The 24,015-nt window shown below is 68.4% G+C and carries 23 protein-coding genes; 7 read left to right on the plus strand and 16 right to left on the minus strand.

Annotated features, from left to right (window positions below):
* Positions 1-195 precede the first annotated feature (195 nt).
* The 3 genes from V7060_RS13160 to ttcA form a co-directional block, all read right to left on the minus strand.
* Complete coding sequence (locus V7060_RS13160) at positions 196-984, minus strand: SprT family zinc-dependent metalloprotease (protein WP_334179704.1); 789 nt, start codon at positions 982-984, stop codon at positions 196-198.
* A gap of 40 nt (positions 985-1,024) precedes the next feature.
* On the minus strand, positions 1,025-1,927 hold the full coding sequence (locus tag V7060_RS13165) for a recombination-associated protein RdgC (RefSeq protein WP_334179705.1): 903 nt from the start codon (positions 1,925-1,927) through the stop codon (positions 1,025-1,027).
* A gap of 95 nt (positions 1,928-2,022) precedes the next feature.
* The gene (gene ttcA / locus V7060_RS13170; protein ID WP_334179706.1) at positions 2,023-2,946 is read right to left on the minus strand and encodes a tRNA 2-thiocytidine(32) synthetase TtcA; all 924 of its coding nucleotides are present in this window, start codon (positions 2,944-2,946) and stop codon (positions 2,023-2,025) included.
* Between the two features lie 50 nt (positions 2,947-2,996).
* On the opposite strand from ttcA, the gene V7060_RS13175 reads away from it, so the two are divergent.
* Both V7060_RS13175 and V7060_RS13180 read left to right on the plus strand, forming a co-directional pair.
* Entirely contained in the window at positions 2,997-3,203 is a 207-nt protein-coding gene (locus V7060_RS13175; protein WP_334179707.1) for a YdcH family protein, read from the plus strand.
* 283 nt (positions 3,204-3,486) lie between these two features.
* Positions 3,487-4,206: a hypothetical protein gene (locus V7060_RS13180; protein ID WP_334179708.1), complete on the plus strand. Its 720-nt coding sequence runs from the start codon at positions 3,487-3,489 to the stop codon at positions 4,204-4,206.
* A 10-nt stretch (positions 4,207-4,216) separates the two neighbouring features.
* On the opposite strand, the gene V7060_RS13185 is transcribed toward V7060_RS13180, so the two are convergent.
* The 6 genes from V7060_RS13185 to V7060_RS13210 form a co-directional block, all read right to left on the minus strand.
* Positions 4,217-5,335: a PAS domain-containing protein gene (locus V7060_RS13185; protein ID WP_334179709.1), complete on the minus strand. Its 1,119-nt coding sequence runs from the start codon at positions 5,333-5,335 to the stop codon at positions 4,217-4,219.
* A gap of 100 nt (positions 5,336-5,435) precedes the next feature.
* A complete protein-coding gene (gene plsB, locus V7060_RS13190) occupies positions 5,436-8,129 on the minus strand; it encodes a glycerol-3-phosphate 1-O-acyltransferase PlsB (protein ID WP_334179710.1) in 2,694 nt (897 codons plus the stop codon).
* Between the two features lie 120 nt (positions 8,130-8,249).
* Positions 8,250-8,735: an excalibur calcium-binding domain-containing protein gene (locus tag V7060_RS13195; protein ID WP_334179711.1), complete on the minus strand. Its 486-nt coding sequence runs from the start codon at positions 8,733-8,735 to the stop codon at positions 8,250-8,252.
* The gene (locus V7060_RS13200; protein ID WP_334179712.1) at positions 8,621-9,556 is read right to left on the minus strand and encodes a hypothetical protein; all 936 of its coding nucleotides are present in this window, start codon (positions 9,554-9,556) and stop codon (positions 8,621-8,623) included. Before V7060_RS13200 ends, V7060_RS13195 begins: the two co-directional genes overlap by 115 nt.
* Positions 9,557-9,828: 272 nt before the next feature.
* A complete protein-coding gene (gene pyrF, locus V7060_RS13205) occupies positions 9,829-10,554 on the minus strand; it encodes an orotidine-5'-phosphate decarboxylase (RefSeq protein ID WP_334179713.1) in 726 nt (241 codons plus the stop codon).
* On the minus strand, positions 10,551-11,459 hold the full coding sequence (locus V7060_RS13210; protein WP_334179714.1) for a 5'-nucleotidase, lipoprotein e(P4) family: 909 nt from the start codon (positions 11,457-11,459) through the stop codon (positions 10,551-10,553). Before V7060_RS13210 ends, pyrF begins: the two co-directional genes overlap by 4 nt.
* 108 nt (positions 11,460-11,567) lie before the next feature.
* On the opposite strand from V7060_RS13210, the gene V7060_RS13215 reads away from it, so the two are divergent.
* The 3 genes from V7060_RS13215 to V7060_RS13225 all read left to right on the plus strand — a co-directional run bounded on the left by V7060_RS13215 (position 11,568) and on the right by V7060_RS13225 (position 14,467).
* Positions 11,568-12,218 (plus strand): DUF480 domain-containing protein, encoded by a 651-nt coding sequence (locus tag V7060_RS13215; RefSeq protein WP_334179715.1) that lies wholly within the window; start codon positions 11,568-11,570, stop codon positions 12,216-12,218.
* A 180-nt stretch (positions 12,219-12,398) separates the two neighbouring features.
* Positions 12,399-13,013 (plus strand): hypothetical protein, encoded by a 615-nt coding sequence (locus V7060_RS13220; protein ID WP_334179716.1) that lies wholly within the window; start codon positions 12,399-12,401, stop codon positions 13,011-13,013.
* Between the two features lie 17 nt (positions 13,014-13,030).
* Positions 13,031-14,467, plus strand: a complete 1,437-nt coding sequence (locus V7060_RS13225; RefSeq protein ID WP_334179717.1) for a DUF2235 domain-containing protein — start codon at positions 13,031-13,033, stop codon at positions 14,465-14,467.
* Positions 14,468-14,482: 15 nt separating this feature from the next.
* Here V7060_RS13225 and V7060_RS13230 read toward each other — a convergent pair whose 3' ends face one another.
* The 3 genes from V7060_RS13230 to V7060_RS13240 are packed head-to-tail and all read right to left on the minus strand — an operon-like array spanning position 14,483 to position 17,296.
* Positions 14,483-14,860: a VOC family protein gene (locus tag V7060_RS13230; protein ID WP_334179718.1), complete on the minus strand. Its 378-nt coding sequence runs from the start codon at positions 14,858-14,860 to the stop codon at positions 14,483-14,485.
* A gap of 14 nt (positions 14,861-14,874) precedes the next feature.
* A complete protein-coding gene (locus V7060_RS13235) occupies positions 14,875-15,261 on the minus strand; it encodes a hypothetical protein (protein ID WP_334179719.1) in 387 nt (128 codons plus the stop codon).
* Positions 15,262-15,319: 58 nt separating this feature from the next.
* Positions 15,320-17,296: a UvrD-helicase domain-containing protein gene (locus tag V7060_RS13240; protein ID WP_334179720.1), complete on the minus strand. Its 1,977-nt coding sequence runs from the start codon at positions 17,294-17,296 to the stop codon at positions 15,320-15,322.
* 98 nt (positions 17,297-17,394) lie between these two features.
* Between V7060_RS13240 and V7060_RS13245 the strand changes: the two genes are divergently transcribed.
* Together V7060_RS13245 and V7060_RS13250 are read left to right on the plus strand one after the other, a co-directional pair.
* Complete coding sequence (locus V7060_RS13245; RefSeq protein WP_334179721.1) at positions 17,395-18,120, plus strand: hypothetical protein; 726 nt, start codon at positions 17,395-17,397, stop codon at positions 18,118-18,120.
* Between the two features lie 25 nt (positions 18,121-18,145).
* Positions 18,146-18,769, plus strand: a complete 624-nt coding sequence (locus tag V7060_RS13250; protein WP_334179722.1) for a thymidine kinase — start codon at positions 18,146-18,148, stop codon at positions 18,767-18,769.
* 6 nt (positions 18,770-18,775) lie between these two features.
* Here the strand turns inward: V7060_RS13250 and V7060_RS13255 are convergent, their stop codons facing one another.
* From V7060_RS13255 to V7060_RS13270, 4 genes are all read right to left on the minus strand, one after another.
* Positions 18,776-21,580: a tetratricopeptide repeat protein gene (locus tag V7060_RS13255; RefSeq protein ID WP_334179723.1), complete on the minus strand. Its 2,805-nt coding sequence runs from the start codon at positions 21,578-21,580 to the stop codon at positions 18,776-18,778.
* Positions 21,581-21,604: 24 nt separating this feature from the next.
* A complete protein-coding gene (locus V7060_RS13260; protein WP_334179724.1) occupies positions 21,605-22,171 on the minus strand; it encodes an ECF-type sigma factor in 567 nt (188 codons plus the stop codon).
* An 82-nt stretch (positions 22,172-22,253) separates the two neighbouring features.
* Positions 22,254-23,081 carry a bifunctional DNA-formamidopyrimidine glycosylase/DNA-(apurinic or apyrimidinic site) lyase gene (mutM, locus tag V7060_RS13265; RefSeq protein WP_334179725.1) on the minus strand — a complete coding sequence of 276 codons (828 nt, stop codon included), beginning with the start codon at positions 23,079-23,081 and terminating at the stop codon, positions 22,254-22,256.
* Positions 23,074-23,907, minus strand: coding sequence for an ATP-binding cassette domain-containing protein (locus tag V7060_RS13270; RefSeq protein ID WP_334179726.1), 834 nt, complete (start codon positions 23,905-23,907; stop codon positions 23,074-23,076). Before V7060_RS13270 ends, mutM begins: the two co-directional genes overlap by 8 nt.
* Positions 23,908-24,015: the final 108 nt, after the last annotated feature.

A 24,015-nucleotide genomic window follows, 5' to 3' on the forward strand; every position in this document is an offset into this window, starting at 1 on the left:
AGCATCCGCGGTGGGCGGGGTGGTGGGCGGCAGGGGGAAGGTCGGGCGGCGGTCCATGGGCGGGCGTCGGGAGCGAAGAGGGGCCGACGGATGGCCCGCACTCCAGCCGGACCGCCGAAGCCGGCTTGCCTCTAAAGTCGTGATGTAAGTCTCATTCAGGACACGCGATGCGTCACGAATCCTCGGCGCGGGAGGTCAGCGCATGTCCAGGAGCCGGCGCAGCCTGGCCTTGAGGCGGCGGCCTTCGGCATGGAACCACTGCCGCTCGTCGCGCCACGCAGGGAAGCGGGTTTCGACTTCCGCCCAGAAGGCGGGCGAATGGTTGGCCTGCAGCAGGTGGCAGAGTTCGTGCACAAGCACGTACTCGAAGGCCGACGGGCGACCCAGCACCAGCGCCAGGTCCAGCGTCAGGGTGGCATCGGGCGCCAGCGATCCCCATTGCGAGGACATCACCTTCAGGCGGATCTGCCGTGGCGCGCGGGGCAGGCCGGCGAGATAGGCGGGCAGCCAGCGGCCGATGTCGGCACGGGCCTCGGCCTCGTAGAAGGCGCGCAGCGTCCGCCGCAGCGTGGCATCGCTGGCGCGGGCGGGCAGATGCACATGGATGCCGTCCTCCTGCCGCTCGATGCGGGCGAAGCGGCCCTCGTGCCAGTGCAGCGGAACGTCTTCGCCGCGCAACGGCAGGTGCGGGGTCACGCCGGGGACGAAGGCGACGTCGTCGTCGCTGGGTGCGTGGCGCGCGAGCTGCTCGGCCAGCCAGCCGCGGTGCTGCTGCAGGAAGCGGTCGCCGGAGACCAGGCTGGCGCGCCAGGGCAGCGTCAGCCGCGCACCGCGCTCGTCGATGCTGAGCTTCAGTCGCTTCGCGCGAGGGTCGCGCACGCGTTGCACGTCGAGTGCGCGTCCGTCCTCCAGCAGCAGCGTCACCGTGTCGCGCTCCACGCTGCGCGGCGTGCGGGTGATCAGGCGCTGGAGCAGGGACGGCATGGGGCGATGGTAGCGGATGGGCCGCCGCGGTCGCGTGCGCTCAGTCGGCCTTGCTGAGCTTCAGCGCGTGCTCCAGCACCAGGAACAGCCGCTTCACTTCGCCCGCCATCAGGGCGAAGCGCGCGTCCAGCTCGGCACGCAGGTCGTCGTGCTCGGTGTTCTCCAACTGGTCGACCGCGCCGTCGAGGAACTTCAGCTTGCGCACGATCAGGTCTTCGCCAAGGACGAACGACACATGGTCGTCCAGCACCAGCGCGAGCTTGGTGACCTGCTTGCCGGCTTCCAGGTGCTTGGCGATCTCGTCGCTCTGCAGATCCTGGTTCTGGCATTTCACCACCGCGCCGCCTTCCATCGCGTCCTTCAGCTCGCACTCTTCGCCCAGCGACAGGCCTTCCGGCAGCGGCTCGCCGGCGATCCAGCCGGTCAGCACGTTGCGCGGCGCCACTTCGGCATTGAGCGGCAACGCCGGGAAGCTGCCGAGTGCGCGGCGCACTTCCGACACCACGTTTTCGCCGGTCTTGCGCGAGGACGCGTCGACGGCGATGAAGCCGTGCTCCAGGTCGATCAGCGCATCGGTGCGCGAGGGTTTGACGAAGGCGCGCGGCAGCAACTCGTGCAGCAGGTCGTCCTTCAGCCGCTTGCGGGTCTTGCCGCCGGGCTTGCGGCCTTCCTTCTCTTCGATCTCCTGCAGCTTCTTCTGCAGCAGGTCGTTGACCACCGCGCCCGGCAGGATCTTGTCCTCGCCGCCGACGCTGAGCCAGATGGCGTCGTTGATGCGGTGCGAGAGCGTGTCGTCACCGCGGCCGAACGGGGAAATGAAGCCGCGCGACGACAGCTCCAGTGGGCCGACCGGCTTGAGCACGGCCTCCGGGAGCAGTTCGTCGAGCTGGGAGAAATCGAGGGACGTCGGGAAGCGGAACAGGGTCAGATTGCGAAAGAACATCGGGGAATCAGGGTCCGGTAACTAAGGGGGAGTGCGTGCGGTTGCTTTGCCCGTCATCCCGGCTTTCGCCGGGATGACGGCGGGGGATGGCGAGATCAGGTGTCCTCGTCGGCTGCCGCCACGTGCGGCTCGCCGGCCAGCCACTGGCGCGCGTCGGGCAGCGCGGCGCCATCACGATGGCCGAGCGAGTGGAAATCGAACAGGTTCGGATCGGAGAGCTGCGACGGACGGATGTCGCCCAGCGCGCGCGCGATGGTTTCGATGCGGCCGGGCGTCTCGCGTTCCCACGCATCCATCATTTTCTTGACCTGCTTGCGCTGCAGGTTCTCCTGGCTGCCGCACAGGTTGCACGGGATGATCGGGAAGCCCTTGGCATCGGCGTACTCGGCGATGTCGTCCTCGCGCACGTAGGCCAGCGGGCGGATCACCACATGCTGGCCGTTGTCCGACAGCAGCTTGGGCGGCATGCCCGAGAGCTTGGCGTGGAAGAACAGGTTCAGGAAGAACGTCGCCACCAGGTCGTCGCGATGGTGGCCCAGCGCGATCTTGGTGAAGCCGTGCTCCGCGGCGTAGCGGTACAGCGCGCCGCGGCGCAGGCGCGAGCACAGCGAGCACATCGTCTTGCCTTCCGGAATCACCCGGCTGACCACCGAATAGGTGTTCTGCTCGATGATGTGGAACGGCACGCCGATGCGTTCCAGGTAGTCCGGCAGGATGTGTTCGGGAAAGCCGGGCTGCTTCTGGTCCAGGTTCACCGCCACCAGTTCGAAGCGCACCGGCGCCTTCTTCTGCAACTGCAACAGGATGTCCAGCATGGTGTAGCTGTCCTTGCCGCCGGACAGGCACACCATCACCTTGTCGCCGTCCTCGACCATGCCGAAGTCGGCGATCGCCTGCCCGACCTGGCGGCGCAGGCGCCTGGCCAGCTTGCCCTGTTCGTGCGCGGCGCGGCGCGGATCGATGGCCGGGCGACGCAGGACGGGATCGGGCAGGGGTAGAACGGTGCTCATGGCCGTCATTGTACCGGGGCGCGGTGACGCCCCCGCGGCCGGCGGTGTACGCTCGACGCGTGGAAGCCAACGATCCTGCCGACATCACCCAGAAGATCACCGACCTCAAGCTCGAGCATCGCGGGCTCGACGACGCCATCGCACGTCTGGTGGACGATGCGGACGCTGACGAGGTCGCGATTAAGCGGCTGAAGAAGCGCAAGCTGTGGCTGAAGGACTGCATCGCCCGGCTGGAAAGCGCCCTGATTCCCGACGAGCCCGCCTGATCGCCGTGCCGGCGCCATGCCGGCCCGGGCAAGCCGAATCTGACGCAGGACGTCACTCCCGACCGGTCGCCGTCCCTGCATTCCCGACGGTCCGCGGTGGGAAAGGCCCGCTGCGGGGGCCACTTCCATCGCGTTGCGCCGCCCGCCGGGCAATTGGCCCGATGTTTGCTTCTTCCCCCACGTGGGGCATGTCCCCGCGATCGATTGACCGTCGCCGTCCTGCCGGCGCCACGGTTCCCAATGACACACCATGCGCGCGTCTGCGCCGTGGCGAGGGAGTGGCATGGAGCAGGACAAGCCGTTCAACCACCGGATGCCGATGTCGGCGCGCGAGGCACGCATCGCGTCGGCCTCGACCGAGGCCGCCCTGGCGGGCATCGGACTGCGCACGCAGCGCATGTTGCCGGGCGAACCGCTCGGCGACGTGCCGCGCCTGCGCCGCGAGGTCTACTTCCACGAACAGGGGCAGTTCGGCGACCGCAGCAAGCGCGTCACCGATGGCCTGGATGATTGCGGCACCACCCTGGCGGTGGAAAAGGGGACGCAGGCCATCGCGACGCTGCGGCTGCACGATTTCTCCCCGCTCGCCGTGCAGGTGGAGTACGGCAGCCTGTTCCAGATCGACGCGTTCGCGCGCACGTGGCCGTTGTCGCAGGTGGCGGTGGGCACGCGTTTCGCGGTGCAGGCCGACCAGCGCAGCAAGCCGGTGGTGGATCGCTTGATGGAAGAGGCCTACCGCTGGGCGCAGGAATCGCGCGTGCAGTTCTGCCTGCTGGCCTGCGAACCCTTCCTGCATGGCGTGTTCGAGCACTACGGATTCCGCGAATACCTGCCGCCGGCGATCCTGCCGGGTGGCGTGGACCTGCTGCGCATGGTGCTGGTGATCGAGGACGAACCCTACCTGTCCGAATGCGGATCGCCGCTGCACCGGCTGATCCGCGAGCCCGCGCGCGCGCTGCCTGCGAAGGCGTGGCTGACGCGCTCGTTCAGCGCCTTGTCCTGATCCGCGCCGCTCAGCAGACGGCGTTGAGTGCGCCCAGCAGCCTGACCAGGGCGGGCTGGCTGCGCTCGCCGGTCTTGTCGAACACCACCTTCAGCCGCGTCTGCGCGGTGGAGACGGCTACGCCGCATTCGTGCGCGGCGGCAGCGAGGTCCGCGTGCCGCAACAGGGCCACGGCAAGGCGGCGCTCGGCATCGGTCAGTCCGAACAGCTGTTGCAGGGCATGTTCCAGTCGTGCCGGGTCCGCCGTGGCGACGGGTTGCGCGAAGACCAGCAGCGCGGCTTCGCCGGCCAGCAGCGGCGCCGCAAGCGGATGCGCGGTGATCGCCACCGCACCGATAGCCGGTGCCTGCACCACCAGTTTCTCCACATCGCCTGCGCGGCCATCCGGGCGTGCCAGCGTGGCGCGTGCAAGCAGTTGCTGCAGCGCGACGTCCTGCCAGCCCGGTGCCGACAGCTGGCCCGAGGCGCGACGCAGCACCCCCAGGCCGAGCAGGCGTTCGCCGGCGGCATTGGCGCGCAGCAGCTGGCGGTTGGCGGACAGCGTGAACATCGCCATCGGCGCCTGCTCGAGTGCCGTTTCCAGCGAGTCGACGCGCTGCTGCAACAGATCGAGCCGGCGCATGATCGCGTAAGCGTTGACCCAGTGCGGCACCACGCGCTGGAACAGGCCGAGTTCGGCATCGCCGAACAGGCGGTGGCGATCGTCGCGGCAGATCGACAGGGTGATCGAATTGGCGCCGTCGTAGTGGCCCACGGCCGCGACCTGCTGCTCCACGCCGAACTGCCGGTAGTAGGCGTTGTAGGCGTCGGTGTGGCGCATCCGCGTGTTGGGCAGCAGGTCTTCGCTGTTGAAGATGCGTCCGGTGGCGAGTGCCGGCAGCGCGCGGCTGACCCAGGGATCGACGTTGAGGTCCAGCGGCCGCATTTCCTCCGCCAAGCGCTCCGCGTCCGCACCGACCACGCGCGCCACGCTGCCGCGCCCGCAACCGACGTCATGGCCGAGGATGCCGGTGAGGTGGCTGTGCGTGGCCTGGCCCAGCAGCAGGTTGAAGTCGTCCAGCCGGTCCGGATCCAGGATCGATTCGTACAGCGGCTCAAGCACGCGCGCGAGGGCGTGGTCGTCGTTCATCGGCTTTCCCCTGTCGCGAACGGCGCGGCATCCCCCGGCCCACCGTTGCGTGCAGTTAAGTACGAAACGGTGCCGGCTACAAGCATGGGGATGGCGCGCGTCAGTCCTGCGTGGCGACGGGTTCGGCGGGCGCTGCGGCCTTTACCGCTTCCGGGCTGACCTTCTCGATGGTGTGGCGCAGTTCGCGGCCGAGGATGGCCTTGGCATCGCGTGCCCATGCGTCCAGGCGGTCGTCGAACAGCAGCTTGCTGTTCTCGTCGGGCCAGACCAGCTTCAGTTCGCGCAGCTTCTGGATGAAGCCGCGGAACAGCGTCCGGTCGAAGAACTCCGGCGCGGCCGGCGCGTACAGCAGGCTCAGGCGCTGCGCCGCTTGCTGGCACAGGCTTTCCAGCTCGGCCGCGCCCAGCGTACCCGGGCCGTTCTTCACCAGCACCGAAATGGCGATGTAGTAGCGCTCGAACGCCTGCTGCAGCGAATGGCCGATCGCGCGCAGGCGGAACACCTCGTCGGTCTGGCCGGCGCTGCGCGCCAGGATGCCGCCGTCGTCGTCGTTGACCTGCTGCAGCAGGCCTTCGCGCACGAACACCTCGATGGTGCGCTCCATGCGCTCGGCGAACTCGTCCTCGGTCCACGGCAGGAACAGCTCGGCCTGCAGGAACGGGTACAGCGTGCGGCCCAGCCGCAGCACGCCGGCGCGGCTCATGCGGCGGTTGTTCTGGAAGCAGCACGCGATCCACGACGAGGCCGTGAACAGGTGCAGCACGTTGTTGCGGTAGTAGCTCAGCAGCACCGCGGTGTCGTCGTCCACGCTCAACACGTCGCCGAGCGGATGCTTGATCCGCTGCAGCATGTTGATTTCCTCTGCATGGGAAATGATGCGGTCCGGCGAATGCGGCGTGACGGTGACACGGTCGGAATACGGCAGTTCGGCCAGCAGCACCTTCGACAGCTCGATCTGTGCGATCAGGTCGGCTTCGCCCATCGCGTGCTTGGGCGTGGACAGCAGCGCCAGCGCCAGCAGGTTGATCGGGTTGACGTCGGCGGCGCGGTTGATGTTGACCTGGATCTGCTGCGCCAGCGCATCCACCGTGTCGGACAGCCACGCGGGCTTCTCTTCCTCGCCCACCGGCGTGCCGTCCCACTCCGGCGCGTGTTTGGCCAGCGCGTCGTTCAACGGGATCGGCTCGCCGAAGTTCACCACTACCTGGCCGTAGTTCTGCCGCAGCACCTTGGGGATGCCCCACAGCACGGCCCAGATGGATTCCTTTTCCTTCGGCCGCCCGCTGAGTTCGTCCAGGTAACTGGTGCCTTCCAGCAGCTTCTCGTAGCCGATGTAGACCGGCTGGAACAGCACGGGCTTGCGCGGCTGGCGCAGGAACGCGCGCAGGGTCATCGAGATCATGCCGCCCTTCGGCGGCAGCAGCCGGCCGGTACGCGAGCGCCCGCCTTCGATGAAGTACTCCAGCGAATAGCCGCCGGAGACCAGCTGCGCCACGTATTCGGTGAACACCGCCGAGTACAGCGGGTTGCCGCGGAAGCTACGGCGCATGAAGAACGCACCGCCCTTGCGCAGCAGCGTGCCCACCACCGGCAGGTTGAGGTTGATGCCGGCGGCGATGTGCGGCGGCACGATGCCGCGTTCGTACAGCAGGTACGACAGCAGCAGGTAGTCCATGTGGCTGCGGTGGCAGGGCACGTAGACGACTTCGTGGCCGGGCGCGGCTTCCTTGAACTTGTCCAGGTGGTGGACCAGCACGCCGTCGTAGATCTGGTTCCAGACGTGGCTCAGCAGGAAGCTGGCCGAACGCACCACCGGGTTGGAATAGTCGGCGGCGATTTCCCAGGCGTAGGCGTGCGCCTTCTTCCACGCGTCCTCGGGCTTGGACTTGTCGCGGCGTGCCTGTTCGGTGATCGCTTCCTTCACCGGTTCGGCAGCCAGCACCTGGTCCACCAGCAGGCGGCGCGTCGACAGGTCGGGACCGATGATGGCTTCGCGGATGCGGTGGAAGTGCGTGCGCAGAACGCGCGACAGCTTGCGGACCGTGCGCTCGGGCTCCAGCCCTTCGTCGACGGTCGTGCGCAGCGACACGGGCGGCGCGAAGCGCACGATGGTGCCGCGACCGTTGAGCAGGATGGCGAGCAGGCGGCGGAAGCGGCCGACGATGGCCCAGTTCTCGGAGAACAGCACCGAGAACCAGCCGCTCTGCTTGTCCGGTGCGCGGCCGACGAAGATCGATACCGGCACCAGTTGCACGTCCAGTTCCGGACTGGCGCGATGCGCCTGCAGCAGCTTGGCCAGCGAACCGGAATGGGTCTTGGCGCTGACCTGGTCGGGGATCAGCGTGCTGGCGTTGCGGCGCGACAGCGCCACGTAGGCGCGCTTGCGGCCGAGCGGATTGCCGCCGACCGGCAGCGGCAACAGGGGCGAGGGCAGGCCGGCGTCGCGGCAGGCGCGGTCCAGGATCAGCGCGTTCGACAGCCCGTAGTCTTCCAGCACGTAGCAGACCGGGCGGCCGTCCAGCAGGTCGCCCGGCACGCCGGGTTCGATGTTCAGCGCCAGCCACGGATCGGCCAGGCGCCCCAGCAGGCGCGCCCATAGCGGGCGCTTGGCGTGGCGGGTGGGCGCAGGTGACGCCATCGGCACGCCGGCAGTCACCGGCGCATCACCGCCGGCCGCAGGATCGGTCGGCGCATCCTGCGCAGGCATATCCGTCGCCGCGGGCTTCTTCTCCGGCGGCGTCGGGGTCGGGCCGTCCGGGAACGGCAGGGAATTCTGTTCAGGCATCGGCCGCATTATGGGGCACGCCCATGGCCGGCTGGAAAGCGGTTACAGCGTTCGCTGCCGCCCCTGTCTGCGTTCCAGGGCCGCGCGGGCGGCGGGAGGAAATCCTGCAAGTGCCTGAAACGCAAGGGTTCACCGGCCCCGGTACGGCTCGCAACCCACGCCATCGTTGTCGCGGTCCAGGTGAGGCCCGTAGCCGGGATCGCCCCGCCGTACCGGCGCTGCCCCGTGTGCGCGGGCCTCGTCGCAGTTGCGGAAGGCGCGCCCCGCCCCTGTGCCGTCGAGGCGCGAAGGCCTGGAGGGTGCTGGTCGTTGGTCGGGCGCGGGCGCGACCAGCGTCGTGCGAGCCGGGGTGCCGCCGCGATGGCAGTGGTACTCGCCGGTCTTCCGGTTCGTATGACAACCGTGCTTGTCGAGACCGCCCGGGTGCGCCTGCGTGGTGGACACGCTCGCCAGCAGCGTGGCGAGTGCCAAGACCGTGATCGCGCAGGGGCGCCGGTTCGTCACGGCGGCGACGGCTTCTCTTCTTCGGGAGGCGGCGCCGGCAGCGTGTCCGGCGCGGGCATCGCGGCCGCCAGCACCTCGTCCGCGTGCCTGAGGTAGTCGGTGAGATACCACTGCCCCCCGCGCCGGGTCAGGCTGACCACGGTGTCGATCTCGCGCTCGCCCAGCGGGTAGTGGATGCGCACGGTGGCGGTGTCGCCTTTTTCCTCGACCAGGCCGGTGCGCAGGTCGGCGAAGGTGGTGTCGAGCGGCAGCCCGTAGCGGGTGAGCGTGGCCTTGGCCTCGATGAAGAACGGCGTCAGCCGCTGCAGGCTGGCGGCCATGCCCGCATCGTTGAGCGCCTGTTCGGTGACCAGGCCGCTACGGCGCGCCGCCGGTGCCAGTCGTGCCAGCGTGGTCTTCGCCAGTGCGGGATCCCCTAGCGGTGCCTGCTGCGCCCAGTCGCCCAGCGCGGCGATCACCTGCGCGTAGTGGTCGCGTTCTTCCTGGGTGTAGTCGCCTTCGCTCTTCACGTATTGCACGCCGAACAGGCCCAGCGTGCGCGCGGCTTCCTTCAGGTCGCGGTCCTGGCGCGCGAACTGGCGCTCGAAGCTGCGCTGCAGCGTTTTCTCCGCATCCTTGGCCGACAGCGCGGCCAGCATCGGCACCAGCTTGTCTTCCAGGGGCAGCTCGGTCAGCGGCCAGCGGCTCTGGCCGGCGCGCCAGGCGATGTCCAGCCGCGCGTGGACGTCCGGCGGGACGGCGTCGCGCGCGAATCCGACCAGGTCGTTGCGCTGCAGGTGGGACGCCAGCTGTCGCACGGCGGCGGCCGGCTGGCTGGTGGCGCCGGCGAGTTCCACCGGTTCACGCTGCTTTTTGCAGGCGGCCAGCAGCACCAGCGACAGCCCGAGGGCTGCCAGCACGCGCAGGACGGACGCGGACGGCTTCAGCTTCATGCGATGTGACTCCCCAGTCGCCCCGCATCTTCGCGGCCGGCGGCGGGCGCAGCAAGCACGGCCGTCGCAAGTTGCCGGCGGACGGGCAACAAAAGACGGGCAATAAAAAAGGAGGCCGGCCGTCTTGCGACGTCGCGGACCTCCTGAAATCCGGCCGAAGCCGGAGGACGAAGTGTTGTGGCACATCTCCGGCCCAGAGGCCGGATGCGCACAGACTACCTGCGCCCGAATGCTAAGGCAATACCTGAAATAGATGTGTGTAAGTTATTGAATTAATTGAGTGTGCCGGCGATTTCAAGTTGGATCGCCTCGGCCGCGGCGCGTGGATCCTGCGCCTGGCTGATCGGCCGGCCCACCACGATGGCATCGGCGCCCAGGGCGAAGGCCTCGGCCACGCCGACGGTGCGCTTCTGGTCGTCGCCGACCGGGCCGCCGGGGCGGATGCCGGGGCAGACGATGGAGAAGCCGGCTCCGGTCGCCGCGCGGATCATGCCGGCCTCCTGCCCGGAACAGATCACGCCATCGATGCCGGCAGCCTGCGCGGCCAACGCACGTTGCACGACGATCTCCGCCGGTTCACCGCCGTTGATGCCCATGGCGCGCAGATCGGCGCCGTTCATCGAGGTCAGCACGGTCACCGCCAGCAGCCGCAGGTCGCCCGCGCGTGCGTCGGCCGCCGCTTCCATCATCCCGGCGTGCCAGCCATGGATGGTGGCGTAGGTCACCGGCCAGCGCGACAGGCCACGGATCACGCCGCCCACGGTGGCGGGGATGTCGAAGAACTTCAGGTCGACGAACACGCGCTTGTCGCGGCGGGCGAGTTCATCCAGCACGGTGAAGTAGTCGCCGCTGGCCAGCAGCTCCATGCCGATCTTGTAGAACTGCACCGCATCGCCCAGCCGGTCGACCCACGCCAGCGCGTCGGCACCGGACGGCGCGTCCAGCGCGAAGATCAGGCGCTCGCGCGCGCTGAGCACGACGGGACCGGCTGCGCTCACGGGGCGTAGTCCAGTGCGTCGCGCTTGGCCTGCGTGCGGGCGGCGGGCGGCTGGTCCCAGGCGTTGTTGAACAGCGCCGGTTCCCAGGAACCGTAGGTGGGGTTGGGCAGCATCCACCAGCGCTCGCCGAACCAGTCGTCGTATTCGTCGAACAGCGCCTGGCGGCCGTCCCGCGTATTGGCTTCCACCTGCACGAAGTCGCCGATCTGGTCGCCGAACTGCATCAGCACGCGGTACTGCTGGCCGGCCAGGCGGCGACGGCAGTTCTTCTCGCTGCCGTTCTGTTCGCAGCCTTCCAGCACCGTGCCCAGGCCGAGGAATACGCTGTCGTCGGCGACCGGCAGGCCGGCCTCGCGCAGGTTGGCCAGCGTCGCTTCCTTCAGGTGCACGGCGCGGTTGGAGATGTACAGGATGGTCACGCCCTTCTCGGCGGCGGCCTTGGCGAAATCGACCACGCCCGGCAGCGGCTTGGCCCTCTTTTCGGCGACCCACTGGTCCCAGCTGATCTCGTCGTATTCCTTGCCGTCGCGGATCAGGCGCGCCTGGTAGGGCGAGTTGTCCAGCACGGTCTCGTCCACGTCCATCACCACGGCGGGCTTCAGACCGGTGGCGGCGTTGCCGCGTTCGGACGGTACCAGCGCGTCCCAGTGTTTTTCCTTCAGCGCGACGTCCAGGTGGTCGGCCGCGGCGCGGAAGGTCTGCGTGGTGATCGCACGGTACTCGACCGAGGTCTGCACCCACGCCACGGCGTTGAGGTTGTCGTGCGCGCCGGTGGGCTTCGTTGCGGCGGCAGTCGCAGCAGGTGCGGCGGGATCGGCCGGCGCGGCCGCGGGTTCGGTGCGCTTGCAGGCGGCCAGGGTCAGCACGGAAACCGCCAGGCTGGCGGCAAGCAGGGAAACGCGCATGGAAGATCCCATTTCGAATGTGCGGGAATTCTAGCCGACCGCTGTTACACCCGTCGTTCGACGGGGCGTCGCGCTATCCTGCCGACCCTTGTCCCGCGCCTCTCTCCCATGGAAGACACCACGCCCGTCCTCAATGCCGCCGAAGCCCGCCTGCTCGGCTGCCTGATCGAGAAGGAAGCCACCACGCCGGAGACCTATCCGCTGACGGTCAACGCCGCGCAGGCCGCCGCCAACCAGAAGACCGCGCGTGAACCGGTGATGGCGCTGGACCCCGGTGCGGTGAACCACGCGCTGCGCCAACTGGAGCAGAAGGGCTTGGCGAAGCAGGTGTTCTCCTCGCGCGCCGAGCGCTACGAGCACCGCACCGCGGCGTTCTTCGGCATCCCCCAGCAACAGGCCGTGCTGCTCGGCCTGCTGATGCTGCGCGGCGTGCAGACCGTGCACGAGCTGCTCGCGCGCAGCGAGCGCCTGTTCAAGTTCAACGATGCCGACGACGTGCGCCACCACCTCGACCGCCTGATCCAGCGCGACACCGCACTCGTCGTGCAGATCCCGCGCGGACCGGGCCAGCGCGAAGACCGGTACGCGCATCTGTTGAGCGGACCGGTGGATGTCGCCGCAATCGCGGCGCGGTCGCCGTCCTCACCGATGGGCGAACCGGTGAGTGCGGAGCTGGAAGCACGCGTCGCCATGCTGGAAAGCGAGGTCGCTGCCTTGCGCGAACAGGTATCCGTTCTGCTCGCGGCGCGCGAAGGCTGAGCGTCGGCCTTCGCTGTCATCGTCCTGCGCGTTCTCGCCGTTGTTCACATTCATCATCGGACGGATAACGCGGCATTCGCCGGCAGGCCGGCGAACAGCATGCGAATGCGCGCGCGACGGCGTTGCGCCGGGTGATCCATCGCGCTACGTTCGCTGCGCCCACCGGCACGGAACGCTTTCATGGAACGACGCCTCATCCGGAGCATCGCGACCAGCGCGCTGATCTCCGTTGCCACGACAGGATGCCACGCCACCATGGCTTCATCGCCCTCATCCGAATCCTCTCACGCGCTGCCGGAAGGCCACTACACCAACGTCGGCGCCGAGTGGCCGCTGAAGTTCAGGGCGCATTATTTCGGCGGCCATTGCTTCGATACCCAATCGTGCGAAGTCCTCTATCGGGGTTTCAGGCATGGCGCGGAAGACCGGCCATCGCCTTCGGTCGAATCGTATGGGCGACCGCTCGACAAGCTGCTGAGTGCCGGCCGTGGCCCCATCCCGAACTTCCCACCCCCCGCCCGCGTCACGTGGCGCTCAAAGGACGGCACGCCGCTTGAGGCGGAGATCGACATCGGCGAGATTTTCAGGGATGAGCTGATCCGACATCGTGTCGCGCGGGAAGATGCTCTGGATCCTGCAACCAGTGGAACACCGGGAATCATCCTGGAGGTCAACGATCGGACCATCAACGTCTACATGCGGGACATGATCGCATTGAAGAAGCCGCAGTTTCCGGATCGCCCGCACAGTGATTTCCGCAACGACCTGATCAAGGTGTTCAGCCGCACGTACTGAGCAAGGAGTGCTCCGTCATGGGTTCAGACCATAACTCGCAGTCGCGTGATGGCGGTATCGACATCGAGATCGTCGGCACCAAGGGCCTGGAAAGCTATGGTGGAACCGAGGCGGATCTGACGCAGCTTCGTGTGCCCGTTCTTCTTCGTGATGATCGTCCACACGAACGCCTGTATGTTGCGGCGATGGACGGCACCGGCAATAGCATGTTCGACGATGCCCCCGGGAAATGGAGTGTCGTCGCCAAGCTGTACAACCAGATCGAAGAACGCAAGCCGGCGCGCGTTGCAACAGATTATGTGGAAGGCACCTACACCCAGAATGGCCTGTTGAAGAAGCCTGGAAAGCTGTTGGACGGCCCCTTCGGACATACCTTCGATGAGCGGGTCGAGACCGCCTATCTGCAATTCTGCGAGCAGGCCAAGCAGTGGCTCGATGAAGATCCCCAGGCGCAGATCCGGGTAGCGGGCGTGGGATTCAGTCGTGGCGGCGAAGGCATTGCGGCGCTCCAGCGCATGGTGCACGAACGGGGTATCCGCGATCCGTTGGGGGCCAAGGTAGCGCGGGATGCGGAAAATCTCGTCGTGAGTATCCAGTACGCAGACCGTCCACTGCTCGTAGAGCCGGGGAAAACGCCGCAAGTGGCGTTGCTCTTCGATCCCGTGTCGACGGGCGTCAAGGAGCACGACCGGCGCCTGCCACCGTCCACGCTCTCCACGTTCCAGATCACGGCGCAACACGAACGTCGCGACCTGTTCCCCTCCAGCCAGCACGTCATTCCCGGTTTCAGCGAAGACAACCGGAACTACAACGCATGGGTGTCCGGCAGCCACAGCGACATCGGCGATACCTATGGGCGCAGCGGCCTCGGCACGCTCAGCCACAACCTCGGCGTCGAATTCCTAAACCGTCTCAGCGATACGCCGTACCTGGAGAAGCGCGCGCTGCCCGCCGATCCCGACCAGTACGTGATCCACCGCTCCGACCAGCACATGGGCGGCCTGTACGGCACGCGTGGTTACGACCGCGACGGCATCCGCGACCACGTGGACACGCTGGCACCCCAACGACTTTGCCGGCGTGGCGTGGTGGACGACTGCAACAGGAAGGAGGCGATCGACGAAGTCCTCGACGCCCGGTTCGAACGCCGCACGGGCACATCGCCACCCCGGACTGAAAAGGCCGTGGAAGGAACGGCTCCCGATCCCGCTGATCGCTCCACCTGGCCCGGGCTCAATGATCTGGTGGAGCAGGCCTCGCGCGCGGCGGCGGCGAGGGGAGGCGACCCGATGTCTTCCGTCGTCAGCGAGTACCTGCGTGGCCCGTGGGCACGCCAGTTCCAGGCGGATGTCGCGCGGGAACTGGCGGCGCGCGAGGAATCGCCGTTGCACGTGACACCTCGGCAGACACCTCCCGGCGAATCCGCGCGCGAGTTGCCGGCCATGGTGCGCTGAACGCAGGCAAGGGCGTCAGCGCTTTTCTTCCATCAGCCCCACCAGGTTGCCGTCCGGATCGCGCAGGAAGCCGGTCCACAGTGCGTGGTCCGGCATGCGCGCGGCCAGCTGAGGCGGTCGCTCTTCGGTCGCGCCGCGCGCGACCAGCGCGGCCTGCGTGGCGACGATATCGTCCACGGCGAAATAGAGGATCGAGTTGGCGCCGACGGCACCCGCACCCTGTGGCGTGGTCAGCATCAGGCGCACGTCGCCCGCCTGCAGGAACGCGAGCGTCGGCGCGGGCTGGAACAGGAACGCCAGGCCGAGTGCATCGCGGTAGAACGCGAGTGCGGCATCGACATCGCGCACGGTGATGGCGATCTGGCGTATGTGGGAGAGGCGGGGTTCCGTCACGACTCCTCCTGTCGTCACTTCGGGCGCCGGCTGCTGCGCAGCAGGAACAGGCTGCCGACGAGCATGCCGACAAGGGACGCACCTAACCCGAGCGCGGCGGCCACCACCATGTCGGCCACGGGAGCGCCAGCCGGAGGTGCGTGGCGCAGCGTATCCATCGCGATCCGCACCAGCACGGCGGCCGGTACGGCCAGCGCGATCAACAGCCACAGCGTCAGGAAGCGGCCCGTGCCGAACGCGCGCAGCAGCATTGCGATCACCCCGACAGCGACGAGTCCCGGGCCGTACAGCGCACGCGGCAGGCCCGCCAGTTCCGGCGGCAGCTGCCAGTACGGGAAGCCGACGCCGACGAGGGCGATCAGGAAGCCGATCCACCGCCAAGCCTTGCTGTCGCGCGTCATGCCGAGGTACACCGGAGTGCGATGCCGCGCAGCGTAGCGCAACCGCCGGCGTCGTGGGTCAGTCGAACATCGCCTGGATCGCCGCCAGGCCGGCGCTGGCGCGCTCCTTCTTGCGTTCCGCATCGGCCACCGGGTCGGCGCCGTCGCGTTGCAGTTCTTCGGCGGGCAGTTCGTCGATGAAGCGGCTCGGCTGCAGGCGCATGCGTTCGCCGAAGCGGCGCGTCTCGCGGTTGTGGCTGAGCCACAGCTGCTCCTTCGCACGGGTGATGCCCACGTACATCAGGCGCCGCTCTTCCTGCAGGTTGCCTTCCTCGACGCTGGTCTCGTGCGGCAGCGTGCCGTCCTCGCAGCCGACGATGAAGACGTAGCGGAATTCCAGCCCCTTGGCCGCATGCAGGCTCATCAGCCGGACCTGGTTGCCGCCATCATCCTTGTCGTTGCGCGACAGCAGCGCAAGCTGCGCGGCGAGGTCGCCGGCCGAACTGCCGCGCGGTCCGCCTTCGAACCAGTCGGCCAGTTCGTCAAGGTTGGCGCGGCGACGCTGGAACGAAGCCTCGTCCTTGCACTGCGCGCGCAGGTCCGCCAGCAGGCCGGAGCGTTCGCTCAGGCGTCGCACGAGGTCGGCCGGCGGCAGTTCCTCCGCATGCCGGCGCAGGTCGCGCACGATGTCGACGAAGGCGCTGAGGCCGTTGGCCGCGCGCGGCGGCAACGCCTTCAGCGCGCCCATCGATTCTGCGGCGCGCGACAGCGGCAGGTGTGCGTGCTGCGCCATCTCGGCGAGCTTCGCCAGCGAGGTGGCGCCGACTTCGCGCTTCGGCGACTGCACCGCGCGCAGGAACGCCGCATCGTCGTCCGGGTTCACCAGCAGGCGTAGCCACGACATCGCATCCTTTACTTCCTGCCGTTCCAGGAACGCGGTGCCGCCGGTCAGGTGGTAGGGGATGCGCAGCAGCTGCAGCGCCTTTTCCAGCGCCCGCGACTGGTGGTTGCCGCGGAACAGGATGCAGAAATCGCTCCACGCCGCACTCTTCGATGCCTGCACGAAGGCGATCTCGGCGGCGACCTTCTCCGCTTCGTGCTCGTTGTCGCGGGTTTCCCACACGCGGATGCGCTCGCCGTCGGCCTGGTCGCTCCACAGCTTCTTCGGGTGTTCGTGCGGGTTGTTCGCGATCAGCGCATTGGCCGCGCGCAGCACGCGGTTGCTGCAGCGGTAGTTCTGTTCCAGCTTGACGATCTGCAACGCCGGATAGTCCTTCGTCATCTGCAGCAGGTTGTCGGGGTTCGCGCCACGCCACGCATAGATGCTCTGGTCGTCGTCGCCCACGCAGGTGAAGTCGCCGCGCTCGCCGGCGATCGCCTTCAGCAGGCGGTACTGCGCGTCGTTGGTGTCCTGGCATTCGTCGACCAGCAGGTAGCCGATGCGCTCGCGCCACGCCGCGGTGATCTCGGGGTTGTTCTCCAGGATCTGCACCGGCAGCCGGATCAGATCATCGAAGTCCACGGCGTTGAAGGTGGTCAGGCGATCCTGGTAGCGCTGGTACAGCAGCGCGGCATCCTTCTCGCGGTTGGTGCGCGCTTCGGCCAGCGCTTCTTCGGGCGACAGGCCGGCATTCTTCGCGCGCGAAATCAGGTTCTTCGCCGCTTCCACGTCGTCGGGCTTGGCGCCGTACATCAGGTCCTTGACCTGCGCATGGGCATCGTCGGCATCGAAGATCGAGAAACCGCGCTTCAGGCCGACCGCCGCATGTTCGATCTGCAGGAATTTCAGGCCCAATGCATGGAAGGTGCAGATGGTCAGGCCTTCCGCGGCATCGCCCTTGATCCGCTTGGACACGCGCTCGCGCATTTCCTTGGCGGATTTGTTGGTGAAGGTGATCGCCGCGATCCGGCGCGCCGGAAAGTGGTTGCCCGCGATCAGGTGCGCGATCTTCTCCACGATCACCCGCGTCTTGCCACTGCCGGCGCCCGCGAGCACCAACAGGGGGCCCTTGCTGTGAAGGACGGCGGCGCGTTGGGGGGGGTTGAGACCGTGCATGGGGTGTACTTCTGCGTAGGCCATCAGTTTACAGACAACCGCGCCCGGCTTCTCCTAGCATGGCGCCCATCCCGGCATTCGGACGCAGGTTCGCCAGCATGAACGTGTTCCTTCGTTGTGCGCTTGTCGTCTTCGCCGCATTGCCATGGGAGACAGCACTGGCAGAGGAGGCGAAGATCGATCCGGCGGTGTTGACGGAAGGGTTCCTGGCGGCGCATCCGGACCTGCGCTGGCGGGCCGAGGGCATACGCTCCTACGAGCGCAAGGAATACGCCGTCGCGCTGGAAGAACTCAAGCGCGCCGCGTACCACGGCGACAAGCCGGCGCAAGCGGTCATCGCCGAGATGTACTGGAACGGCATCGGTGTCGCCACGGATCGCGCGATCGCCTACGCCTGGATGGATATCGCGGCCGAGCGCCTGTACCACGATTTCCTGGTGCGCCGCGAGGGCATGTGGAGTGCGCTGGACGACGCGGAACAGCAGGATGCCGTCTCGCGAGGCCAGGCGCTGCTGGACCAGTACGGCGACGATGCCGCCAAGCCGCGGTTGGAAAAGATCCTGCGCCGCGAAAGGGGTCGCACCACGGGCAGCCGGGTCGGATTCGTCGGCAATCTCACCATCATCCCCAACACCGGCCCACTGGCAGGCAGCGGCATGACCCTGAGCGGCGGCGAGTATTACGCGCCCAAGTACTGGCAGCCCGAAAAGTACTGGCAGCTGCAGGACGCCATCTGGAAAGCACCGATGAAGGGCCGGGTGAACGTGGGCGAGATCGAACGTGTGCCGGCGGATCCCGACAGCCCACCGGACCGCAAGGAGTGATGACGCCACGCGGTAGAATCCGCACATGGCCAAGCTCTATTTCTACTATTCGGCGATGAACGCCGGGAAGACCACCACGCTGCTGCAATCGGCGCACAACTACCGCGAGCGCGGGATGCGGGTGGCGATCCTGACGCCGCGGCTGGACGATCGCGCGGGTACCGGGGTGGTGGCGTCGCGAATCGGGCTGCGCGCGGAGGCGGTGGCGTTCGAGCGTGGCGACGACCTTGAGCGCTGGATCCGCGACGACATCGCCGCGCACGGCAAGCTGGACTGCGTGCTGGTGGACGAGGCGCAGTTCCTCACCCGCGCGCAGGTCTGGCAACTCAGTGAAGTGGTGGATGCGTTGCGCATCCCGGTACTGTGCTACGGCCTGCGCACCGATTTCCGTGGCGAGCTGTTCGAAGGCAGCCAGTACCTGCTGGCGTGGGCCGACGAGATGAGCGAAATCAAGACGATCTGCCATACCGGCAAGAAGGCGATCATGACCGTGCGGGTCAACGAGCAGGGCCTGGCCGTGCAGGACGGGCCGCAGGTGGAGATCGGCGGCAACGAACGCTATGTGTCGGTGAGCCGCGCCGAGTTCAAGAAGATCGCGCGGGGCGAAGGCCGCATCGATCCCCTGCAGCAAGCGCTGCCGCTGGAGTGAGCCGCCCTAGCGGCAGGCGGCGCGAAGTTCGGCGACTTCATGCGGAATGACGCCGCCGTCCGGTAGTGCGATGCGCAACTCGCCGGCCAGCGCGTCGAGTTCGCGGCGGGCGCGTTCCTTTTCCCCCAGGCGGCAACGCGCTTCCGCAAGGTAGGCGCGCGCCTGCCAGCGCAGCTTGGGTGCCTCGCTGCCGCCACCTTCGTGCGTCGCCAGCGGTTGCAGCGCCGCGATCGCGTCCTGCGGCCGACCCAGCCGCGTCAGGTGGCGGGCCATCGACAGTTCGGCGAACCAGGTGCGCGGATGGTCCGGACCGAAGCCCACGCGGGTCAGCCGCACGGCACGGTCGAACCGTTCCGTCGCGCCCCGCAGGTCGCCCTTGGCCGCCAGCACTTCGCCGATCATGCGATCGGTCTCGCCGATCAGCGGGTGGCTCGCGCCGATCTGTTCGACGCGCATCTGCCGCGTCTCTTCCAGGATCGCCAGCGCTTCGTCCTCGCGGTGCGCGCTGTGCAGCACCATGCCGTAGTTGAACAGGGTGCTGGGGAGCAGCTGCTTGTTGTCCAGCCGGCGCAGGATGCTCACCGCGTGTTCGACGTCGCGCACGGCGCTGTCGTAGTCGCCGCGCTCCCACGCGATGATGCCGAGCGAGTTCCAGCTGGCGGCGGCATCGCGATGGTCCGGGCCGACGGTGCGCAGGGTCAGCGCGTGCAGTTCGCGCATCTCCGCATCCGCCTCGCGCAGCTCTCCCAGGTCGACATGGATGGCGGCGACCTGCCGGCGCACGGCCTGGGTGATCGGATGCTGCGGCCCGTGGATTTCCTGGGCCAGGTCACGCGCGCGCTGGAAGGCGGCCAGGGCGGCATCGGTTTCGCCGCGGTTGCGGTAGAGCAGGGCCAGGCTGCGCTGGATCTCGATCACCAGCGGGTGCCGCGACTGGCCATGCGCCTGCAGGTGCGCGAGCGCCGCGCGATAGCCGCGGGCACCGGCGTCGGCGTTGCCCAGCTCGACATCCAGCTGGGCGAGGTCGCGCATGTTCTCGGCGACGCCGGCTTCATCCTTGAGGTTGCGGCGGATCTCCAGCGAGCGGTCGAACATCTGCCGCGCGAGCTGCTTCTCGCCGGCATCGGCGCGGCAGCGCCCGTTCTGCGACTGGAACTCCGCCACCCGCAGCGGCAGGCGCGATTCGAGCGAACGCAGGCGCGCCTCCATCGGCGCCATGACCTGCACGCACTGGCGCGAGCGTCCCAGCAGGCGCAGCACGCGACCGTGCTGGGTGACGGCCTGCAACCGCAGGCTGTCGGGCACGTCATCGGTCACGGCCAGCACGCGTGCCTGCTTTTCCAGCAGCACGAGCGACTCGTGGTAGTCGCCGAGGCCCAACCTGAGCCGCGCGATCACGCCGAGCAGCTCGGCCTGGGCGCGCGGCTGGTTGGCGAGCTCGCGCTCGCCGCGGCGCTCGCCGGCGGCGAGCAGCTCGCGGGCGTCGAAGGTGCTGCCCTGCTGCGATGCGCTGGCATTGTCGAACAGGCCGATCACGAAATCCTGCATCGCCTGCGCACGCGCGGTTTCGCGCATCGCCTGCCGTCCCTGCCACACGCTGGCGGCAAGCGCGGCCACCAGCACGGAGGCCACGGCGATGCCCGTGCCCAGCGCCCAGCGGTGCCGCACGAGGTACTTGTGCATCCGGTAGCCGACGCTCTGCGGACGTGCGTGGACCGGCCGGCCTTCGATGTGGCGCTGCAGGTCCAGCGACAGCGCTTCCACGGACGGATAGCGTTGTTCCGGCGCCTTCTGCAGCGCCTTCAGCGTGATGTTGTCGAGGTCGCCGGCCAGCTTGCGCGAGGTACGGCGTGCATCGGGGCACTGGCTGCGGCTGCCGTCGGTGGTGCGCAGGGTGGCCACCGACGGCTTGAGGGGTTCCACGGCGAGGATCGCCTGTTCCCATTCCGCATCGGTCTGCCGGCGCAGGCGATAGGGCTTGGTGCTGGCGATCAGTTCGTACAGCACCACGCCCAGCGAATACACGTCGGTCATGGTGGTGACGAGTTCGCCGCGCACCTGCTCCGGTGCGGCGTAGTGCAGGGTGAAGGCACGCACCTCGGTCCGTGGATGGACCGGTGCGGGTTCGGGATCGTCCAGCAGCTTGGCGATGCCGAAATCCAGCAGGCGCACGTCGCCGGTCGGCGTGACCAGGATGTTGGACGGCTTGAGGTCGCGGTGGACGATCAGGTTCGCATGCGCGTGGCTGACCGCCTCGCAGACCTGCAGGAACAGCGCCAGCCGCGCCTCCAGGCCGACGTTGTTGGCCAGGCAGTAGTCGGTGATCGACACGCCTTCGACGTATTCCAGCGCAAGGTACGGCTGGCCTTCGCCGCCGATGCCGGCATCGAGCAGGCGCGCGATGTTGGGATGCTCGAGGCGCGCCAGGATTTCGCGCTCGCGGGTGAAGCGCAGCCGCAGGTTGGGATCGGCCAGTCCCGGGCGCAGCAGCTTCAGCGCGACGCGGCGCTTGTACAGGCCGTCCGCGCGCGAGGCCAGCCACACCATGCCCATGCCGCCCTCGCCCAGCAGCGACTCCAGCTGGTAAGGGCCGACGCGCATGCCGGGTTTCAGCTGGCCGGGCTTGTCGACCAGGGGCTGGTCGATGAAACCGTCGCCTTCTTCTTCCAGTGCGAGCAGTTGCTCCACTTCCCGCGCGGTGTCGGGATCGTCGGCGCGCAGGATCTCCAACTGGTCCGCGCGCGCCTCCGGGTCAAGCTCCAGCAGGACGTCGAGCAACGGCGACAGGCGTTTCCAGCGTTCGACGTCCATCGGTGCGGCGCGGGTGGGCCAGGCTCAGCTGTCCGCCATGGCCGACAGCAGGAACAGCCGCGCCTTCTGCCAGTCGCGGCGGATGCTGCGCTCGGAGCGTTGCAGCAGTTCGGCGATCTCCAGTTCGGACAGGCCGGCGAAGTACCGCATTTCCACCACCTGGGCCAGGCGTTCGTCGGCAGCGGCCAGCTTCTCCAGCGCGTCGTTCAGCGCCAGCATGTCCTCGTCCAGGCGCAGGTTGCCTTCCACCTCTTCCGGAATGTCGGCCACGCGCTTGAGGTCGCCGCCGCGCTTGCGCGCCAGCCGGCTGCGGGCGTAGTCCACCACCACGCTGCGCATCGACGAGGCGGCGTAGGCGAAGAAGTGGGCGCGATCTTCGAACTTGGCGGTGCCGGTGGAGCCAAGCAGTTTCAGGTAGGACTCGTGCACCAGCGCGGTGGCGTCCAGCGTGTAGCCGTGCTGGCCGGACAGCTGGCGGCGCGCCATGGTGTGCAGTTCCTGGTACAGCGTGGACAGCACGCGGTCCAGCGCGGCGCGGTCGCCGCCACGGGCCGAATCCAGCCACAATGTGATGTCAGAAGCGTCGGCCATCCCTCATCCCCGTGATGCCAAGGGCGCGAATATAACGTCATTTACCTCACATGACGTGAGGACACGCTGATCCATCAGGGGGTCAGCGCTGGCAATGCCCGCACCAGACCGTGGCGCGTTGGCCGATGCTGGCCTGCTTCATCGGCCGGCCACAGCGCGGGCAGGGTGCGCCGCCGCGGCCGTAGGCGGACAGTTCCTGCTCGAAGTACCCCGGCGCGCCGTCGGGGCTGAGGAAATCGCGCAGCGTGGTGCCGCCGCGGGTGATGGCGTGGGCCAGGATCGTTTTCACCGCCTCCGCCAGCGCCACGTAGCGTTCGCGCGAGACCTTGCCGGCCGCGCGCAACGGCGAGATGCCGGCGCGGAACAGGCTTTCGGCCGCGTAGATGTTGCCCACGCCCACCACCACCGCCTGGTCCATCAGGAAGGTCTTCACCGGTGCCTTGCGGCCGCGGCTCAGGGCGAACAGGTAATCGCCATCGAAATCTTCCGACAGCGGCTCCGGCCCCAACGCCTGCAGCAGCGGGTGGGTTTCGCCGACGGGTTGCCACAGCAGGCAACCGAAGCGGCGTGGATCGTTGAAGCGCAGCACGCGGCCCGGCGCGCCCCGTTCGCCCTCCAGCACGATGTCGACATGGTCGTGGGCCGCCACCGGCGTGGCCGCCGGCAGCACGCGCAGGCTGCCCGACATGCCCAGGTGCAGCAGGGCGCTGCCGGCGGCGGTGTCCATCAGCAGGTACTTGGCGCGCCGGCGTACGGCCTCGATGCGCTGGCCGGGCAGGTCGCGTGCGACCTCCGGCGGGATCGGCCAGCGCAGGTCGGGCCGGCGCAGCGTCACTGCCGTGATGCGTCGGCCTTCGACATGCGGCGCCAGTCCGCGCCGGGTGGTCTCGACTTCGGGCAGCTCAGGCATGGGCCGGAGCCGCGCAGTAGTAGTCGCCCTCGCGCCGCACGCGTACCGCGCCGCCGAACGCGTGGCTCAGTTGCCCCTCCGTCAGGGTGCTGGCGCGGTCGCCATCGGCTTGCACGCTGCCATCGCGCAACACCAGCACGCGGTCGATCTCGGGAATGATCTCCTCGATGTGGTGCGTCACCAGCACCAGGGTGATGCCGCGCTGCGCCAGCGTTCGCATCAGCCCGAGGAAATGTTGCCGCGCCACCAGGTCCAGCCCGGCCGTGGGTTCGTCCAGCAACAGTGCCTCGGGTTCGTGTACCAGCGCCCGCGCGATCAGCACGCGCCGCATCTCGCCGGTGGACAGTTCGGCGACCTGGCGGTCGGCCAGTGCGGTCGCGCGCACGTCCTCCAGGGCGTGGCGTGCGCGGGCGCGCATGCCGGCGTCGACGTTGCGGTGCGGCGGCGGCATGAAGCTGGAGAAGAAGCCCGTGACCACCGCGTCCTCCACGCGCAGGTGCGGCATCTGCTGCAGGTCGCGGGTCAGGTCGCTGGTCACCACCCCCAACCGGCTGCGCAGCTCGTTGACGTTCCAGCGGCGCATGCCGAACACCTTCACCGGCGCATCGCCCTCGCGTGCGAGCGGGTACAGCTCGCGGTTGATCAGTTTGATGAACGTCGACTTGCCGCACCCGTTGGGGCCGAGGATGGCGGTGTGCTGGCCCAGCGGAATGGTCAGTGACAGGTCCCGCAGCACGCGGCTGGCGCCGCGCACGACGGTGGCGCGGTCCAGTTCGAACAGCGGCGCGGCGGACGTGGCCGCGGCGGGGGAGGCAGGCAGGTTCATCGGGGCGGGGAGGATCGGTGCGCTGCCAGCGTACCCGAATACGCCGCCGGGCCGAGGGCCACGCCGCGACGGGAGCGACCGCATCGCGCGATCCGCGATGCCGCCCCT

Source organism: Pseudoxanthomonas sp. (assembly GCF_036845285.1).
Taxonomy (GTDB): domain Bacteria; phylum Pseudomonadota; class Gammaproteobacteria; order Xanthomonadales; family Xanthomonadaceae; genus Pseudoxanthomonas_A.

Excerpts from the sequence above, each read along its gene's own strand:
- V7060_RS13160 (WP_334179704.1), bottom strand. The coding sequence starts at position 984 with ATGCCGTCCCTGCTCCAGCGCCTGATCACCCGCACGCCGCGCAGCGTG.
- V7060_RS13165 (WP_334179705.1), bottom strand. The coding sequence starts at position 1,927 with ATGTTCTTTCGCAATCTGACCCTGTTCCGCTTCCCGACGTCCCTCGAT.
- ttcA (WP_334179706.1), bottom strand. The coding sequence starts at position 2,946 with ATGACGGCCATGAGCACCGTTCTACCCCTGCCCGATCCCGTCCTGCGT.
- V7060_RS13180 (WP_334179708.1), top strand. The coding sequence starts at position 3,487 with ATGGAGCAGGACAAGCCGTTCAACCACCGGATGCCGATGTCGGCGCGC.
- V7060_RS13185 (WP_334179709.1), bottom strand. The coding sequence starts at position 5,335 with ATGAACGACGACCACGCCCTCGCGCGCGTGCTTGAGCCGCTGTACGAA.
- plsB (WP_334179710.1), bottom strand. The coding sequence starts at position 8,129 with ATGCGGCCGATGCCTGAACAGAATTCCCTGCCGTTCCCGGACGGCCCG.
- V7060_RS13200 (WP_334179712.1), bottom strand. The coding sequence starts at position 9,556 with ATGAAGCTGAAGCCGTCCGCGTCCGTCCTGCGCGTGCTGGCAGCCCTC.
- V7060_RS13210 (WP_334179714.1), bottom strand. The coding sequence starts at position 11,459 with ATGCGCGTTTCCCTGCTTGCCGCCAGCCTGGCGGTTTCCGTGCTGACC.
- V7060_RS13215 (WP_334179715.1), top strand. The coding sequence starts at position 11,568 with ATGGAAGACACCACGCCCGTCCTCAATGCCGCCGAAGCCCGCCTGCTC.
- V7060_RS13220 (WP_334179716.1), top strand. The coding sequence starts at position 12,399 with ATGGAACGACGCCTCATCCGGAGCATCGCGACCAGCGCGCTGATCTCC.
- V7060_RS13225 (WP_334179717.1), top strand. The coding sequence starts at position 13,031 with ATGGGTTCAGACCATAACTCGCAGTCGCGTGATGGCGGTATCGACATC.
- V7060_RS13235 (WP_334179719.1), bottom strand. The coding sequence starts at position 15,261 with ATGACGCGCGACAGCAAGGCTTGGCGGTGGATCGGCTTCCTGATCGCC.
- V7060_RS13240 (WP_334179720.1), bottom strand. The coding sequence starts at position 17,296 with ATGCACGGTCTCAACCCCCCCCAACGCGCCGCCGTCCTTCACAGCAAG.
- V7060_RS13245 (WP_334179721.1), top strand. The coding sequence starts at position 17,395 with ATGAACGTGTTCCTTCGTTGTGCGCTTGTCGTCTTCGCCGCATTGCCA.
- V7060_RS13250 (WP_334179722.1), top strand. The coding sequence starts at position 18,146 with ATGGCCAAGCTCTATTTCTACTATTCGGCGATGAACGCCGGGAAGACC.
- V7060_RS13255 (WP_334179723.1), bottom strand. The coding sequence starts at position 21,580 with ATGGACGTCGAACGCTGGAAACGCCTGTCGCCGTTGCTCGACGTCCTG.
- V7060_RS13260 (WP_334179724.1), bottom strand. The coding sequence starts at position 22,171 with ATGGCCGACGCTTCTGACATCACATTGTGGCTGGATTCGGCCCGTGGC.
- mutM (WP_334179725.1), bottom strand. The coding sequence starts at position 23,081 with ATGCCTGAGCTGCCCGAAGTCGAGACCACCCGGCGCGGACTGGCGCCG.
- V7060_RS13270 (WP_334179726.1), bottom strand. The coding sequence starts at position 23,907 with ATGAACCTGCCTGCCTCCCCCGCCGCGGCCACGTCCGCCGCGCCGCTG.